Source organism: Kocuria sp. CPCC 205260 (genome assembly GCF_040981045.1).
Classification (GTDB): domain Bacteria; phylum Actinomycetota; class Actinomycetes; order Actinomycetales; family Micrococcaceae; genus Kocuria; species Kocuria palustris.
Window position 1 is genome coordinate 707,921 of record NZ_JAVKPT010000001.1, and the last position, 16,147, is coordinate 724,067.

General features: G+C 71.5%; 10 protein-coding genes and 1 tRNA gene. 4 read left to right on the plus strand and 7 right to left on the minus strand.

Annotated elements, in window-relative coordinates; all coding sequences use genetic code 11:
- Positions 1 to 57: 57 nt before the first annotated feature.
- Positions 58 to 1,659: a S1C family serine protease gene (locus tag RF645_RS03175; protein ID WP_006215325.1), complete on the minus strand. Its 1,602-nt coding sequence runs from the start codon at positions 1,657 to 1,659 to the stop codon at positions 58 to 60.
- A 319-nt stretch (positions 1,660 to 1,978) separates the two neighbouring features.
- Between RF645_RS03175 and RF645_RS03180 the strand changes: the two genes are divergently transcribed.
- The gene (locus RF645_RS03180; protein WP_368818575.1) at positions 1,979 to 4,117 is read left to right on the plus strand and encodes a TPM domain-containing protein; all 2,139 of its coding nucleotides are present in this window, start codon (positions 1,979 to 1,981) and stop codon (positions 4,115 to 4,117) included.
- A gap of 112 nt (positions 4,118 to 4,229) precedes the next feature.
- Positions 4,230 to 5,000: a PspA/IM30 family protein gene (locus tag RF645_RS03185; protein ID WP_006215328.1), complete on the plus strand. Its 771-nt coding sequence runs from the start codon at positions 4,230 to 4,232 to the stop codon at positions 4,998 to 5,000.
- A gap of 262 nt (positions 5,001 to 5,262) precedes the next feature.
- On the opposite strand, the gene RF645_RS03190 is transcribed toward RF645_RS03185, so the two are convergent.
- The 3 genes from RF645_RS03190 to RF645_RS03200 all read right to left on the minus strand — a co-directional run bounded on the left by RF645_RS03190 (position 5,263) and on the right by RF645_RS03200 (position 9,898).
- Positions 5,263 to 5,339, minus strand: a tRNA-Met gene (locus RF645_RS03190).
- Between the two features lie 190 nt (positions 5,340 to 5,529).
- Positions 5,530 to 8,571, minus strand: a complete 3,042-nt coding sequence (locus RF645_RS03195) for a UPF0182 family protein (RefSeq protein WP_006215329.1) — start codon at positions 8,569 to 8,571, stop codon at positions 5,530 to 5,532.
- A 196-nt stretch (positions 8,572 to 8,767) separates the two neighbouring features.
- The gene (locus RF645_RS03200) at positions 8,768 to 9,898 is read right to left on the minus strand and encodes a PDZ domain-containing protein (protein WP_006215330.1); all 1,131 of its coding nucleotides are present in this window, start codon (positions 9,896 to 9,898) and stop codon (positions 8,768 to 8,770) included.
- Positions 9,899 to 10,097: 199 nt separating this feature from the next.
- On the opposite strand from RF645_RS03200, the gene RF645_RS03205 reads away from it, so the two are divergent.
- Positions 10,098 to 11,534, plus strand: coding sequence for a zinc-dependent metalloprotease (locus RF645_RS03205; protein WP_040561242.1), 1,437 nt, complete (start codon positions 10,098 to 10,100; stop codon positions 11,532 to 11,534).
- Here RF645_RS03205 and RF645_RS03210 read toward each other — a convergent pair.
- Complete coding sequence (locus RF645_RS03210; RefSeq protein WP_081609551.1) at positions 11,471 to 12,142, minus strand: M48 family metallopeptidase; 672 nt, start codon at positions 12,140 to 12,142, stop codon at positions 11,471 to 11,473. The genes RF645_RS03205 and RF645_RS03210 overlap by 64 nt on opposite strands.
- Positions 12,143 to 12,278: 136 nt before the next feature.
- On the opposite strand from RF645_RS03210, the gene RF645_RS03215 reads away from it, so the two are divergent.
- Positions 12,279 to 13,103, plus strand: coding sequence for a hypothetical protein (locus RF645_RS03215; RefSeq protein ID WP_006215332.1), 825 nt, complete (start codon positions 12,279 to 12,281; stop codon positions 13,101 to 13,103).
- Positions 13,104 to 13,136: 33 nt separating this feature from the next.
- Here the strand turns inward: RF645_RS03215 and RF645_RS03220 are convergent, their stop codons facing one another.
- On the minus strand, positions 13,137 to 15,020 hold the full coding sequence (locus tag RF645_RS03220) for an ATP-dependent helicase (RefSeq protein ID WP_235044764.1): 1,884 nt from the start codon (positions 15,018 to 15,020) through the stop codon (positions 13,137 to 13,139).
- Complete coding sequence (gene nudC, locus RF645_RS03225) at positions 15,017 to 16,135, minus strand: NAD(+) diphosphatase (RefSeq protein WP_235044759.1); 1,119 nt, start codon at positions 16,133 to 16,135, stop codon at positions 15,017 to 15,019. Before nudC ends, RF645_RS03220 begins: the two co-directional genes overlap by 4 nt.
- Positions 16,136 to 16,147 lie beyond the last annotated feature (12 nt).

Here is a 16,147-nt window from a genome sequence, read left to right on the forward strand (position 1 = left end):
CGGCTCCGGCGCACCGACCCGGACGAGCGCTGACCTGCCCGGGGCCGGTGCCGCAGATCAGTCGGCGTCCGCCGCGTTGCCGACCGTGACCTCGACGGTCTTCTCCTGGCCGTCGCGCTCGTAGACCAGCTCGCCCTTCCCGCCTGCCGGGACCTCCCGCACAGCGGCGGTGAGCTCATCGGCATCGAGGGTGGTGTGGCCGTTGAAGCTGCGGATGATGTCGCCCTCCTGCAGGCCGGCGTCATCGGCCGGCGAGCCGTCCTCGACGGAGCGCACGAGCGCGCCCTCCGAGAAGGTCCGGCTCTCGACGTCGTCGGCCGCGGCCGCCGAGACCCCGGCGCCCAGGTAGCCGTGGGTGGCCTCGCCGGTGTCGATGATCTCCTGGGCGATGCGCTCGGCCTGATCGATCGGGATGGCGAAGCCGACGCCGATGCTGCCTGCACCGGCGGATTCCTCGCCCGAGGCCGAGGCGATCGCCACGTTGATGCCGACGACCTTCCCGTCCACGTCGACCAGCGCGCCGCCGGAGTTGCCCGGGTTGATGGAGGCGTCGGTCTGGATCACGTTGAGGAACACCGATTCCGTCTGGCCCTGCGAGGAGTCGCCCTGGCCGTAGTCGAAGAAGAAGTCCTGCCAGCCGCCCCCGCCCTGGTCCTCCTCCGAGCTCTCGCCCTCGTCTGGGGTCTCGGGCACGGCGGAGGAGGCCACGGCGATCGTGCGATCGGTGGTGGAGATGATGCCGTCGGTGACCGTGCCGGACAGCCCCAGCGGAGCGCCGATCGCGATCGCGGTATCCCCCACGTTCAGATCGGACGAGCTGCCGAGCTCGGCGGGCACGAGCCCGTCCTGGTCGATCTTGATGACGGCCAGATCGGACAGCGGATCCGTCCCGACGACCTCGGCGGTGGTCACCGTGCCGTCCGAGAGCTGGACCTCGATCGACGGGTCGCTGGACTGCCCGTCCATGGTCACCACGTGGGTGTTGGTGAGGATGTGGCCCTCCTCGTCCAGGATGATCCCCGAACCGGAGCCTGCGCTCTGGCCGTCCGACGAGGAGATCGTCACGACCGAGGGCGAGGCCTTGGCCGCGGCGCCGGTGATCTCCGTGACGGAGTCGGTGTCGTTGACGATCAGCTCGCGCGAGGCCGCCGCCGTGGAGGCGGCGTCCGAGCCGGCGACCGTGTCCACGGCCGCGTAGGTCCCCGCCCCCACCAGGGCGGAGAGGATCAGACCGCCGGCGATCAGACCGGCACCGCCGCGGCGGCGGGTCCGCGCATCGGTGCCGCCGGCCTGGTGCCCCGGGCCGAATCCGGAGCCGGCCTGAGAGCCCGCTGCCTGCGGCTGCTGCGAGTACGGGCTGTGCGGCTCCGGCTGTCCGTACGGGCCTGCCGAGGACGCCTCCGCCTGGGGTCGCGTCGACGAGCCGGAATCCTGCGAGCCGGACGAGTACGGCCCTGCCGTCTGCCGCTGATCGCTCCCCTGCTGCTCAGGGTGCTGCTGCCCGGCGCGGGGATCCTGCCCGACGATCGGCTGCGGGGCCGTGCGCGGGGCGTCGCCGTCGGAGCCGGGGACCGGCTCGTGGGGCTGATGCCCCGGCTGCCATCCGGTGCCGCCGTCTCGGCGGTCGTCCGGACGGGGGGTGTCGGCGCCGTTGCTCAAGCCAGTGCTCCTCATGCGAAGTTCTCGTCGATGGATGCGCCCGGACTGTCCGGGAACTGCCCCGGATCGGGCCGCGCAGGCCGGGCCCGCGCACGCGCATCGCGGCCCACAGTATCCAGCGTATGCCTGGAACACCGCTGAGTGTCGGGACGAGACCCCTGGGAGCCGCCTGTCCGAGCTCTGTGCGTCGACTGCCCTGCCCTCGGGGCGTCGCACCGGGCACCTATACTCGCCGGTGAGTGACCGACACCACGTCGCGGATCCCCTCGTCCATCGGATGCTCCGGTGCGCGCCGCACGCGACCGACCCCACGGAGACCATGCCTCAGCACAGCAGCAGGGCCAGCCGCCGAACCGGTGCCGCACAGCGCAGCATCGTCTGCGCCCTCGGGGCCGTCGCTGTGCTCAGCGCGGCCTCCCCGGCCTGGGCGGAGCCGCCGGTCGACCTGCCCAGCGACGAGCGCATCGTCGACGACTCGGGCGTCCTCCAGGATCCCGCCGGGCTCGAGGAGCAGATCGACGAGCTCACCCAGGATGAGGGCATCACGCTCAGCGTCGTGATCGTCGACGAGTTCACAGATGCCGCCTCCGCCGACGAATGGGTCGAGCAGACCTGGCTCGCCAGCGGGATGGGCAGCTCGGATGCCCTGCTGGCGGTGGCCTCCGAAGATCGGGAGGCGCGCTTCCTGGCCGGCGACGGCGGCGGCATCAGCCTCGACGAGCAGGACAGCATCTATCAGGACGAGATCGTCCCCGAGCTGTCCGACGACGACTGGGACGGGGCGGTGGCCGGTGCCGTCGAGGGCCTCGACCAGGCCGCAGGGGGCACCAGCGGCTCCTCCGACAGCGGCGACGGGGGCCTGTCCTTCAGCCCCGTGCTGCTGGTCCTGCTGATCGGCCTGGCCGCGATCTTCGTCCCGTTCGTCCTTCGCGTGGCCCGGCGAGTGAACAGGCAGCGCGCCGGCCAGCGTCAGCAGCAGGGCGAGGCCCGCCAATCGCGCTACGGCGAGTTCGCCGATGTCCCGATCAAGGAGCTGCGCGTGCGCGCCGGGGAGCAGATCGTCGCCGCCGACAACGCGATCCAGCACTCGGAGCAGGAGCTCGAGTTCGCCCGTCTGCAGTACAGCCAGGCGCAGGTCGCCCCCTTCGAGGAGGCGATCCGGCAGGCCAAGGAGCACATGCGGGCCTGCTTCGCGCTGCAGCAGCAGCTCGACGACCACATCCCGGACACCGAGGACGACCAGCGCTCCTGGCTCACGGAGATCATCGGCCGCACGCGGGATGCGCAGCGGCCTCTCGAGGAGCAGAAGGAGGCCTTCGCCGGGCTGCGGCAGCTGGAGACCCGTCTTCCCGAGGCCCTCGCCCAGCTGAAGGAGGAATCGCAGCGCGTCCGTCCGGAGCTCGACGCCGCCGCCGCCCACATCGACCAGCTCAGCACCCGCTACGCGGACTCGGCGCTGCATCCGCTGCGCGAGGACCTCGGCCAGGCCCGCGAGCGCCTGCGCTTCGCGGACGACATGGCGGCAGCGGCAGAGGAGGCCGCCCACGGCGACGACCGCTCGAGCGCCGTCGTGCGGCTGCGCGCCGGCGAGGAGGGCGCCGGCCAGGCCGCCGGACTGCTGCGCTCGATCCGGGAGGCCGCGGACGGGCTGAGCGCGGCGGAGACCGGTCTGCGCGATGCCATGGCCCTCGCCCAGCGCGACATCGCCGAGGCCGAGTCCTATGCGGGCGATGGCTCCCGGCCGGATCTGGCGGCCGCCGCGGCCGGGGTGCGCTCCGTACTCGGGACCATCGACCAGCAGCTGAAGGACCAGCGCATCGACCCCGTCGAGCTGCAGCACCGCCTGGATCTCTCCCGGGATCAGCTCGATCGCACGCTGGGAGGGCTGCGCACCGCCGCCGAGCAGGACCGAGCGCTTCGCGGGCGGCTCGACCAGGCCATCGACTCGGCCCGAACCAGAGTGCAGGCCGCCGAGCGCTACATCTGGGGCAACCGCGGCGGCATCGGCCACGAGGCCCGCACACGGCTCGCCAACGCCCAGAGCTATCTGGAGCGCGCGCAGGAGCTCGCCCAGTCCGATGCGCAGGCCGCTCTCGAGGCGGCGCAGCAGGCCGAGCACCACGCCCAGCAGGCCCTGGACGGCGCCCACACCGACTCTCTCGACTTCTCCCACCGCCGCTCCCCCGGATCCGGCAGCTACGGAGGGGCCGCGCTCGGCGGCATCCTCCTGGGCTCGATCCTCGACGAGGTCATGGACGGCTCGCGCCGCGGCTCCGGCGGATTCAGCGGCGGAGGCTTCAACGGCGGGTTCAGCGGAGGCTTCGGCGGAGGAGGGTTCGGCGGCGGGTCCTTCGGAGGCGGAGGGGGACGACGCCTTTCGAGCGGGGGCTCCTTCGGAGGCGGCGGGCGCCGCTCCGGCGGAGGCGGCGGACGTCGCAGCTCCGGCGGGAGGTTCTGAGGGCTCCGCCCGAACTCTCAGACAGACTCCCTCTCAGCACTGTTGACCAGCAGGCCGCACCGACCAGCAGATTCCCAGCACCATCAGCTCCCCATCCACAGGAGGAACCGACATGTCCAAGCAGTCCATCTTCGGGCGCATCGCCCAGCTCACCCGCGCCAACATCAATGCGCTGATCGACCAGGCCGAGGATCCGCAGAAGATGCTCGATCAGATGGTGCGCGACTACACGGAGAACATCCGCGAGGCGGAGGCCGCCGTCGCCCAGACCATCGGACAGCTGCGGATGCTGGAGCAGGATCACGACGAGGACGTGCGCGAGGCCCAGGAGTGGGGCTCCAAGGCCCTGGCGGCCTCGAGCCGGGCGGATCAGTTCCGCAGCAGCGGCCAGAGCGGCGAGGCCGAGAAGTTCGACAACCTGACCAAGGTCGCCATCCAGCGCCAGATGCAGCACGAGTCCGAGGCGCGCGCGGCCGAGCCGCAGATCCAGGCGCAGACCGAGGTCGTCAACCGCCTCAAGGACGGTCTGAACAAGATGCACGGCAAGCTCCAGGAGCTGTCGAACAAGCGCGATGAGCTCAATGCCCGGCAGAAGACCGTGCAGGCGCAGTCGCAGGTCCAGGATGCGCTCAAGGCCTTCGACGTCATGGATCCCACATCCGAGGTCTCGCGCTTCGAGGACAAGATCCGCCGTGAGGAGGCCCGCGTGATGGGCCAGCAGGAGCTCGCCGCCTCCAGCCTGGACGCCCAGTTCGAGTCACTGGAGGATCTCAGCCAGGAGTCCGAGATCGAGGCCCGGTTCGCCGCCCTCAAGGCCGGGCGCACCACCGATCACCTCTCCAGCCTGCCCGCGCCCCAGCAGATCGGCGAGATCGAGCACTGAGCCCGCTGGACCCGACGGCCGGCCCGCTCCCCCGAGACACGGGGCAGCGGACCGGCCGTCGGTCTGTCCGCGGCCGATCGGCGCGCGAGGGCCACTGACGAGGGGCCCTTTCGCCGAGCCGGGCCCCCTGACGGGCAGGCCCCGCTCTCTCCTGCCGATGCGAGTCTCAAGGTGGGTCCATGCGGGGTTCAAGGTGGGCACAGGGTCCGAGCACAGCAGAAGACCCCCGGAACCGACGGTTCCGGGGGTCTTCTTCACTACGTGGTTGCGGGGGCAAGATTTGAACTTGCGACCTCTGGGTTATGAGCCCAGCGAGCTACCGAACTGCTCCACCCCGCGGCGACAGAGAAAGACTATACGCACTTCCCCGAGCCTTCGCAAACCGAGGGTCGCCCGGCGTTCACGGCCCGTCCACCAGCCCGTCGCCGACTGCCTCACCCGCAGACGCAGGAGGGCCCCGTCGGGGTCGTGCGGTGCACGCCTTCCCGACGGGGCCCTCCTGCGCCTCAGCAGCCGACCGGCTGCCCGATCACTGATCTGCGTTCGGATCCGTGGGACCCGGCGAGGCGCTGGGGTCGATGCCCTCGGCCGTCATGGCCCGCCCCAGGGCGTCGTCGAGACGGTCCTGAGCCTCGCCGTAGGCGGCCCAGTCGCCCTCCTCCATGGCCGTCTGCGAGTCCTCCATGGCATCGGCCGCATCCGACAGCGCCGAGTCCAGGTCGGTGCCGCCGCTCGGAGCGGTGGTCTCGCCATCGGCGGGCTGCTCCTCCTCGGCCTGCTGCTCGCCGTCCTGGCCCTCCGCCGCCTCGGCGGCCTCGGCCTCGGTGACGCCCGCGCCGTCGGTCGTCTGAGCGCCTGAGTCGCCGCCGAAGACCTGGTCCAGTGCCTCGTCGAGCGTGGGAGCGAATCCGACCTCCTCGCCGAAGCTGACCAGCACGCGCCGCAGAGTGGGATAGCCGGACTCGCCCGAGGAGCGGACGTAGACGGGCTGGATGTACATCATGCCGTCGTTGACCGGCAGGGCCAGCATGTTGCCGTTGATCACCTCGGAGCCGCCCTGGCGCAGCAGGTTCAGGGCGGAGGAGACCTCGGTGTTCGAGTTGAAGTTGTTCTGCGCCTGGCCCGGTCCCGGGACCACGGAGCTGCGGGGCAGCTCGAGCAGCTTCAGGTCTCCGTACTCGTCCGACTTCACGCCGTCCTCGCCGGTGCCGGCATCGCCGTTGGCGGCCAGGTAGCCGTAGAGCACGTTGCGGGAGTTCTCCCCCTCGTTCTGCTGCGGGATGAACGGGGTGGTCAGCTGGAAGCTGGCCTCCGACTCCTCCGGCATCTGCATGGAGAGGTAGTACGGCGGGATGGCCGTGGAGGCGTCGGTCGTGGGGTCGTTCGGGATCGACCAGACGTCGTCGCCGGCGTAGAACGAGCCCGCATCGGTGACGTGGTACCGGTTGAGCAGCTCGCGCTGGACCTTGAAGATGTCCTCCGGGTAGCGCACGTGCTCCATCAGCTCGGCCGACATCTCCGAGTACGGCTTGTACGAGGTCGGGAAGATGCCCTGCCAGGCCTTCAGCACGGGATCCTCCTCGTCCCAGGCGTACAGGTCCACGGAGCCGTCGTACGCATCGACGGTCGCCTTGACCGAGTTGCGCATGTAGTTCGCCTGCTCGCTGGGCAGCGCCGCGGAGGCGCCCTCGGCGGTCGCGGTGTCCTCGGTCGCGTCGTCGAGCTCCATGGGCGTGGAGTACGGGTAGGCGTCCGAGGTTGTGTAGGCGTCCACGATCCACTTGACGCGCCCGTCCACGATGGCCGGGTACGGGTTGCCGTCGACCGTGAGGTACGGGGCGACCTTCTCGACGCGCTCGCGCGGGGTGCGATCGAACAGGACCTGCGAATCGGGCCGCACGGCATCCGAGAACATCAGGTCCGTGGACTGGAACTTGATGGCGTAGGACAGCCGGTTCAGGGGGTTGCCCACGTTGGGGCCGCCCTCGCCGGAGAACGTGGTGCGGACGTCGTCCTCCTCGTCGTCCGAGGTCGACGGGCGATCCAGCTCGAGGTTCGGGTCCTCCTCCGCACCGCCGACGATCGAGTACTCGGGAGACTGCTCGCCGAAGTAGATCCGCGGCTCGTAGTCCTCCGAGATCTCGCCGCCGGCCATGATGCCGCCCTGGATGAACGACGGGGAGCCGTCGGCCTCCACGCGGTCGCCGAAGGCTGCGATCAGGCCGTAGCCGTGCGTGTAGACGACGTGCTGGTTGTACCAGCCGTCGGTCTCGCCCTGGTTGAGCTCGCGGGCGGCCAGAACGGTGTCCTGGACCTGGCCGTCGATCTCGTAGCGGTCCACGTTCAGGGTGGAGGGGAAGGAGTAGTACGGGCGGAACTGCTGCAGCTGCCCGAAGGCCGGGGAGACGACGTTCGGGTCGAGCAGACGGATGTTGGACGTGGTCTCCTCGTAGTCGGCCAGCGCGCCCTCCTGCGTCTGCGTGGTCGCGTCGTAGGCCTGCGTCTCGGTCTGATCCAGGCCGAAGGCGGCGCGAGTGCCGTCGATGTTGCGCTGGATGTACTCGTCCTCCATCTGCTGCTCGGAGGGCAGGACCTGGAAGCGCTGCACGAGCGACGGGTAGATCCCGCCTGCGACCACGGCGACGATCACGAGCATGGCCGTGCCGATCATGGGCAGGCGCCAGCGGCCCATGACGGCCGAGGCGACGAACAGCGCGGCGACGACAAGCGCAGCAGCGGCCAGGATCCCGCGCACCGGGATCACGGCGTTGACGTCCGTGTACATGGCGCCGGTCCAGCTGCCGCCGGTGTTCTGCAGTGTGGCGTAGCGGTCCAGCCAGAAGTTCACGCCCTGCAGCACCAGGAAGGCGGCGGCCGTGACGGCCAGCTGCACGCGGGCCGCGCGGCTGAAGCTCAGTCCGCGCTCGGAGAGGCGGATGGCGCCGTAGAGGTAGTGGACCAGCAGCGCCGCGATACCGCACAGCAGCAGCGTGGAGGTCAGGAAGCCGATCAGCAGCTGCAGGAACGGCAGGGTGAAGACCCAGAAGGCCAGGTCCATGCCGAATTCGGGGTCATCCTGCCCGAAGGGGACCTGGTGGAAGAACAGCAGCACGGTCTCCCACTGGGAGGCGATCGTGGAGGCCGTGAACAGCCCGAACAGCACGGGCACCGCGATCATGGCGATCCGGCGCACGGGCTCGAAGGCCTGCTGGTAGCGCCGCAGGTTGTCATCCGTGGCGTCGGCCGCGGTGATCGGCCGGCTGCGGTAGGCCACGCGCATGGAGAGCCACAGCAGAGCAGCCACCAGCGCCGCGGCCACCACGAACAGCCCCGCGCGGGCGATGTTCTGCGTGGCGAACACGTTCAGGTACCCGAGCTGGTCGAACCACAGGATCTCCGTGTACACCTGCGTGAACGCGACGAACGCGGCGATCAGCGCCACCACGATGATGACGGTCGGCAGCAGGGCTCCGTTGCGCCGGGACTGACGAGCCGCGGGCCCGTCTCCAGCGGGAGTGCTGCCTGCGGGGCCCTTCGGCGGGCGGGGCGGTTCTGCCGGTCCAGCGGTCACGAGATCCTGGGCCTTCCCTGGGGGTAGGAGCGTTCGAGCCGGTCCCGGATGACGCGCTGGTCAGCGCAGCTCGAGCGGGATGGTCGAAGATGTCAGGCGCTCCGACGACAGACGGGGCACCGCCTCCATTGTCGGCCCTGACGAGCACATGGGCAAAGTCGGTGAATCCTCTGGGAATAGGAAGAGCTGCCCGTGCTCAGTCCTGCGCGTCCCCGCAGCTGGGCAGGGCGGACAGATCGCCGTCATCGGCCAGGACGGCCAGGGCCTCCTCGGCCTCGTCGAGGGTGTCCACGGCGACGACGGGCAGGCCGTCCGGGGTGTGGCCGCGCACCTCGTCGCAGTTCTCGACCGGCGCCAGGAAGAGATCCGCCCCGGCCTGCGAGGCCCCGATCATCTTCTGCCGGATGCCGCCGATCGGGCCGACGTCGCCCTCGGCGTCGATGGTGCCGGTGCCGACCACGTGGTGGTCTCCTGCCAGCGAGCCCTCGGTGAGCTGGTCGATCAGGCTCAGCGAGAGCATCATCCCGGCGCTCGGACCGCCCACGTCCTCCAGGCCGAAGTCGACCTCGAAGGGGAAGTCGAACTCGCGGTCCAGGTAGACGCCGAGCTGACGGCCGTGACCCTCGTCGATCGTCTCGACGGAGACGTCGGTCCGGGCGCCGTCGCGCAGCACCGTGAGCTGGGCCGTGTCATCCGGCATGGCCAGGAGGTCGTCGCGCAGGGATTCGAACGAGGCGATGGGCTCGCCGTCGAGCTCGAGCAGCTGGTCGCCGACCCGCAGGGACGACTCCGCGGGCACTCCGGGCTCGATCGCGGAAACGCTCAGGGAGGTCTCGTAGTCGTAATCGAGGTCGTTGAGCCCGGCGGCGATCGCCATGTCCTGCGAGGACTCCATGGCTGCGGTGCCGGAGTCGGTGACCTCCTCCTGCGTGGTCGCCGGCGGGTACATGACCTCCAGCGGCACGACCGCCATCCCCGGATCCGCCCACGAGATCATGGTCTCGAGCACCCGGGGGCTCGAGCCCGGCCCGCCGACCACGTAGACGGTCGAGAAGTCGAGCTGCGAGTCGGTGGGAAAGGTCTCGGCCCCGTCGATCGTCATGATCGGCTGCTCGCCGACCTCGCCGGCGATGTCGAACGTGGGCCCCGGCCGCTCGACCACGTACGGGGTGGGGGCCCAGGCGCACACGATCAGCAGCGCACCAGCCGCGATCAGCGATCCGCCTTCCAGGCCGGGGCGGAGTCGGGGGCGGGACACGGGGATCAGGACCTCGGGATCTTCTCGGGCACCGGCGGGACGGGGCTGCTCGCACTCGACGAGCGGCACCGACCGATCCTAGTCCGACGCACCCCGACATGCTTCCAGCGAACGGCGGGCCGCGGCCGAGTCGGCGTCGCTACCCTGGGACCACGACGCTCGCGTGCCCAGCGCACGAGGGCCCGCAGCAGACCGCCGGACGCAGCCCGACCAGGGCGGCGCCGACGCCGCACACGCAGCCATCGATCTTCAGAACAGGACCAGGACCATGAGCTCCCAGTCACCGAACGGCGACGACGACCGCGAGGGTCAGGGCCAGGACCCCTTCCAGCAGATGTTCCAGCAGTTCCTGGGGCAGTCCGGGATGTCCCAGGAGGACCTGCAGAAGATGGGCATGCCGACCGATCCCGCCGCCATGCAGGCCATGTTCGCGCAGGTGCAGTCCATGTTCTCGGGCGCTGGCCAGGACGGCCCCGTCAACTGGCAGGCCGCCAAGGACCATGCCCGCCGGGTCGTCTCGGCCGGCGGGGATCCGTCCGTGACCGATGCCCAGCGCAAGGTCGTCGACGACGCCGTCCAGCTCGCGCAGCTGTGGGTCGAGGACCACACGAGCTTCGGGCAGGCTCCGCTGCAGCCGGCTGCGTGGTCGCGCTCCGAATGGGTCGAGGGCACGTTCGACACCTGGCGGGAGATCACCGGCCCCGTGGCCGAGTCGATCACCAAGGCGCTGACGGACACCCTCACCCAGCAGCTGCCGGAGGAGGTCTCCCAGATGATGGGCGGGGCCTCGAACATGCTCGCCGGTGCCGGCGGGATGATGTTCGCTATGCAGCTGGGCCAGGCCATCGGCGGCCTGGCCGCCGAGGTCGTCTCGTCCTCGGACATCGGCCTGCCGCTGGGCGGGGACCGTCCGGCCATGCTCCCGCGCAACGTCGAGGAGTTCGGCGAGGGCCTGGACATCCCCGCTCAGGAGGTCGTGATCTACCTCGCCGTCCGCGAGGTCGTGCACACGCGCCTCTTCCACGCCTCGCCCTGGCTGCGCCCCCACCTCATCGATCTGATCACCCGGTTCTCCCGCGAGATCCACATCGACATGGAGCGCATCGAGGGCCTGGCCGCGGACATCGATCCCTCGGATCCCTCCGCCGTGCAGGAGGCCCTGGGCTCCGGGGTCTTCGTGCCCGAGCAGTCCGCCGAGCAGAAAGCCGTGCTGGGCCGCCTCGAGACGCTGCTGGCGCTGATCGAGGGCTGGGTCGACGTCGTGACGGTGCGCGCGACCGCCAACCTGCCTTCGTCGGCTGCGCTGTCGGAGACCATCCGCCGTCGTCGCGCCTCGGGCGGGCCGGCCGAGCACGCCTTCGCGTCCCTGATCGGGCTCGAGCTGCGCCCGCGCCGCATGCGCGACGCCGCCGCCTTCTGGGAGCGCGTCGAGCAGCGCCGCGGCCTCGAGGACCGCGATGGCCTCTGGGAGTCCGCCGAGCTGCTGCCCACCGACGAGGATCTCGATGATCCGGAGGGCTACGAGTCCCGTCGCGGGCTGCTCACGGCCTCCGAGGACGAGCTCGACGCTGCCCTGCGCAGCCTCCTGGACAGCGAGTCGATGTCCGAGGACGACGCACAGGACTCCGGCTCCTCCGCGGATCAGGATCCCGAGTCGGGCCCCGGCTCGGACTCCGATCCGGACTCGGGAGACAGCGGCCGCTGATCCGGCTCCCCCAGGGCCCAGGCCGCTCCCTCGAGGAAGGCCTGGGCCCTGTCCATGTCCGGGTGCAGCGCCTCCAGACGACGGAACTGCGGACCGTGGCCGGCCTCCAGCAGGTGGCACAGCTCGTGGTGCAGCACGGTGTCGAGCACCCATTCGGGGGCGCTGCGCAGGCGATCCGAGACGCGGATCCGACCGGTGGCCGGCGTGGCTGAGGCCCAGCGCGCGGTCTGCCGGGACGTCCACACCACGTCCGTCGGCTGCGCCCGGCCCCCGAGAAGGCGCTCGGAGAGCTCCCGAGCACGGCCCATCAGGTACTCGTCGCGCCCGCGCGCGTTCGAGGCGGCTCGGGTGCGCTCGCGCTGGTCGACCAGGCGGGTGGTCATCTGCTCGGCCCACCGCGCGACCTCGCGGGACGACATCATCGCGGGGACCTGCAGGATGATCCGCTCCCCCGACCAGTGCGCGGAGACCGTGCGGCGGCGGCGCTGCGAGCGCCGGACCTCGACCTCGGGCTCCTCGCCGGTCTCGGCCTCGGCGGTGGCGCCTGCAGCGGCAGCGCTGTCCGGACGATCGGCGGAGTGCTGGCGGGGGCGACGGGCGGCAGGCATGGACCGAAGGCTACCCATCCTCGCCTGTGGACAGCGCTCGAGACTGCTCGAGGCCGCGCAGACTGCAGGCCCGGGGCGCTTCCCGGATCCGCTCGGTGCGCCATCGAGCGCGCGGCCGCCTGCTGAGAGGACTCCCATGCTGCCCACAGCCCCCGTTCCCGCCGCACCGGCACGGCTCGACCCGCTGCTCATGCCCCGCTCCAGCACCACGCACCTGCGTCTGGGCGCGGCCGTGTGCGACATGCGCGTGCTGCTGCTGGGCCTGAGCCCCCTCACGGCGGCCGCGGCCGTGATGCTGGCCGGGTGCGGGGTGCGCGGCTTCACCGTGGCCGACGACGGCTGGGTCACCTGGGCGGATGCCCGCGCAGGCTCCTTCGACTCGACCGAGGTGGGACTGCCCCGGGACCTGTGCACGCGCCGGCGCATCCGGGCGGCCAACGCGCTGGCAGCCCCGGTGACCTGGACCGATGATGTCCTCACCGACGCCCGACCCGGCCGTGTGGTGCTGCGGGCCTCCCGGCTGCGCGCTGCAGCGCAGGAGGGGCTGTGGCTCGAGGTGCCCGGCGACCATCTGAGGCTGCCGGACGGGGTGCCCCTGGTGGAGGTGCTGCAGCTGCCCGAGCTCGCGGGGCTCAGCGCCGCGGTCCTTGAGCAGACCGGCGCCTGGCACCGGCGCCCCTGCCAGCAGTGCCTGCAGCGGATCGCCGAGCACGCCCACCAGGACGGCGCGCAGCAGCTGGACCGGCCTGGGCCGCTGATGGCCATGCGCGCAGCGGCGCCCGCTCATACGGCGTGGGCAGCGGGAATGGTCGTCCAGGCGGTGCTGGCCGCCGCCCTGGAGCCCGAGGAGCCGCACCAGAAGTCGCCGCGGCGGTGGCTGCTCGGTCCCGGGCACCCCTTCAGCACCCGCACCGCCGTGTCCGAGCCGCCCGGATCCGCCTGCGACCTGTGCCGCGTGTGAACTGCGCCCGGCGGATCGGCTGCCGGACGCGGCTCAGCGGGTGAGCAGGAGGTCCTTCAGGAAGCGCGACGGGCGCCGGTTGGCGCGTCCGCCCGGGGTCCGCGAGGCTGAGCACGAGAGCATCAGCTGCTCGCGGGCACGGGTGATGCCGACGTAGAGCAGTCGGCGCTCCTCGTCGATCTCGTCCGAGGTCTCGGCGAACGTGATCGGCATGAGCCCCTCCGACAGCCCCGTCAGGAAGACCGCGTCCCACTCCAGGCCCTTGGCCGAGTGCAGGGAGGCCAGGGTGACCCCCTCGACCGGGGGCGCGTCCTGGGCCACGGCCCGACGACCCAGCTCCTCGGCCACGTGCCGCAGGGTGAACGGGCCGGGGCCCTCCGTCCCGGCGCGCTGAGCGGCCTGGAGCGATTCGGTGTGCGCGGCGGCCAGGCGGTCCGTCATGTCCACCAGCGCCGCCATGGACTCCCACTTCTCCCGCGTGCTGCCCACGGTGCGCGGGGCGTGCTGCGACCAGCCCAGCGAGCGCAGCATGTCCCGGACCTGCTGGGCCACGGCGCCGGTTCCGGACTCCGCCTCGGCCCTTGCCGCGGAGCGGATCTGCACCATGGCCTGGCGCACCTCCGGACGGCGGAAGAACTGCTCGGTGCCGCGCAGCCGGAAGCCGATGCCGGCATCGGCCAGTGCGGTCTCGAAGGCCTGGGCCTGCCCATTGGTGCGGTAGAGCACGGCGATCTCGGTGGCCGGGACGCCGTCCTGGAGCAGGTCCTGGATGCGCACGGCGGTGCCCTGGGCCTCGGCCTGATCGTCCTGGTACTCGTGCCAGTCCGGGACGGGACCGGCGGCGCGCTGCCCCATCAGGCGCAGGGGCTCGGCCCACAGCCCCTCGGTCGAATCCGGGCCGGCACGACGCGCACTGAGCAGGCGATTGGCCGTGTCCACGATCTGCGGGGTGGAGCGGTAGTCGCGCACCAGGCGGATCACCCGGGCGGATTCGTAGCGCGCCGGGAACTCGAGCAGGTGCCGAGACGTGGCGCCCGTGAACGAGTAGATGGTCTGGGAGGCATCGCCCACCACGCACAGGTCGTCGCGCGGGCCGAGCCAGGCGTCCAGGAGGCGCTGCTGCAGCGGCGAGACATCCTGGTACTCGTCGACCACGAAGTGCTGGTACTGCGCCCGCACAGCGGCCGCGATCCGCTGGTCCTCCTCGAGGATGCCGGTCATGATGGCCAGCACGTCCTCGAAGTCGATCAGGTTCCGGTCGGTCTTGAGATCCTCGTAGGTCTGCCACAGTCGCTGGATCGTGGTGGCGCTGTGCCCGCCGGGCAGATCCCGGACGGAGCCGGCCGCGGCCTCTCGGGCGATAGCATCCGGGTACATGTCCGGCACGAGCAGCAGCGCCCGGGCGCGCTCGATCTCCCCCGACAGGTCGCGGATCGCCGCGCGGTCGCTGCTCAGGCGCATGGAGCCGGCCGCCTCCGCGATCAGCCGCGCCTTGTGCGTGACCAGGTCCGGGATGGAGCCGCCGACGGCCTGGGGCCAGAAGTACTGCAGCTGGCGCAGGGCCGCCGAGTGGAACGTCCGGGCCTGCACGCCCTCCGCGCCCAGCAGACGCAGGCGATCGCGCATCTCGTGGGCGGCCCGGGCCGTGAAGGTCAGGGCCAGGACCTTCTGGGGGGTGTAGACCCCCGTGGCGATCCCGTAGGCGATCCGGTGGGTGATGGCCCGGGTCTTGCCGGTGCCCGCGCCGGCCAGCAGGCACACCGGTCCACGCAGGGCCGTGGCGGCCTCGCGCTGCTCGGGATCCAGGCCTTCGAGGATGCGCTCCTCGAGAGGAAGCTGCTCGGTCTCCGGCAGCGCGAACAGTGCCGCGGAGGCGGCGTCCGGGACGATCTCGCGCTCGAGGTGCTCCAGGCTCACCATTCGGCCCCCGTCAGAGGGCTGCCGTTCCAGTGCTCGATCAGGGAGCGGGCGATGGAGATCCGCCCGGGCAGAAGCAGCTCACCGACCTCCGAGGTGCGGCGCAGCTGCTCACGGGTCACCCAGCGCAGCTCGGCGATCTCCTCGCCGTCCGGGGCGACCTGCCCGCCCTGCAGGCGGGCGGTGCAGCCGATCATCAGCGATCGCGGGAACGGCCACGGCTGGGAGCCCAGGATGCGGACATCGCCCACGTCCGCCCCGGACTCCTCCTGGATCTCGCGGCGCACCGCCTGATCGATCGACTCCCCCGGCTCCACGAACCCAGCCAGCGTGGAGAAGCGGCCCTCCGGCCAGGCCGCCGCGCGGCCCAGCAGCAGGCGCTCCTGGTCGCTTCCGGGCTCGCCGTCGGTGACGGCCACGATGATCGCGGGATCGGTGCGGGGGAAGTGCAGGGAGGAGTCCTGCGGGCAGACGCGTATCCAGCCCGAGCGCGCGACCTCCGTGACCTCGCCGCAGCGCGGGCAGCGGGGGTGGTCCAGATGCCAGGCCATGGCGGCCTGAGCGGCCACCGCCAGCGCCTCGTCCTCCGGGGACCGGCCGATCATGGACAGGGCCGCCTGACGCAGCCCCTGCCACTGATGTCCCGGGGCAGCGGTGTCGAGCTGGGCCTGGACGGCCGCGATCTGCTGGCCGAGCTCGTCGACCACGCCGTGAGTGGTGTCCTGCAGAGCGGACTGGGAATCGTCCAGGGCGCGCACGGTGACTCCTACGCGCTGCTGCGGATCATGCTCCTCGTCCGGCAGCACGGCGGCGGCGGCGACCTCCCCCAGAAAGACCTCCGGCCGGGCGGGATCCGCCGGAAGCTCCGGCAGCTGCGAGCGCTCCAGCAGCACCAGGCGGTCCCCGTGCAGCGGAAGCCGCCCGCCGAGCATCACGAGCACGAGCCGGGCGCCGCGGCGCAGATCCGTGCGCTCGCGCTCGACCGCGCGCCGGTCCAGCGCCTCCGTGGAGAGCATGGACGAGGGGTCCAGACGATCGAAGCCCGGCCCCGAGGAGGTGCCGGGCGCCTGGTGATCGTGGGCGGAAGGTGCATTGCGGGTCTGGTCTGTAGGCACGCGACCACTGTA

Excerpts from the sequence above, each read along its gene's own strand:
- RF645_RS03180 (WP_368818575.1), top strand. The coding sequence starts at position 1,979 with ATGCCTCAGCACAGCAGCAGGGCCAGCCGCCGAACCGGTGCCGCACAG.
- RF645_RS03185 (WP_006215328.1), top strand. The coding sequence starts at position 4,230 with ATGTCCAAGCAGTCCATCTTCGGGCGCATCGCCCAGCTCACCCGCGCC.
- RF645_RS03205 (WP_040561242.1), top strand. The coding sequence starts at position 10,098 with ATGAGCTCCCAGTCACCGAACGGCGACGACGACCGCGAGGGTCAGGGC.
- RF645_RS03210 (WP_081609551.1), bottom strand. The coding sequence starts at position 12,142 with ATGCCTGCCGCCCGTCGCCCCCGCCAGCACTCCGCCGATCGTCCGGAC.
- RF645_RS03215 (WP_006215332.1), top strand. The coding sequence starts at position 12,279 with ATGCTGCCCACAGCCCCCGTTCCCGCCGCACCGGCACGGCTCGACCCG.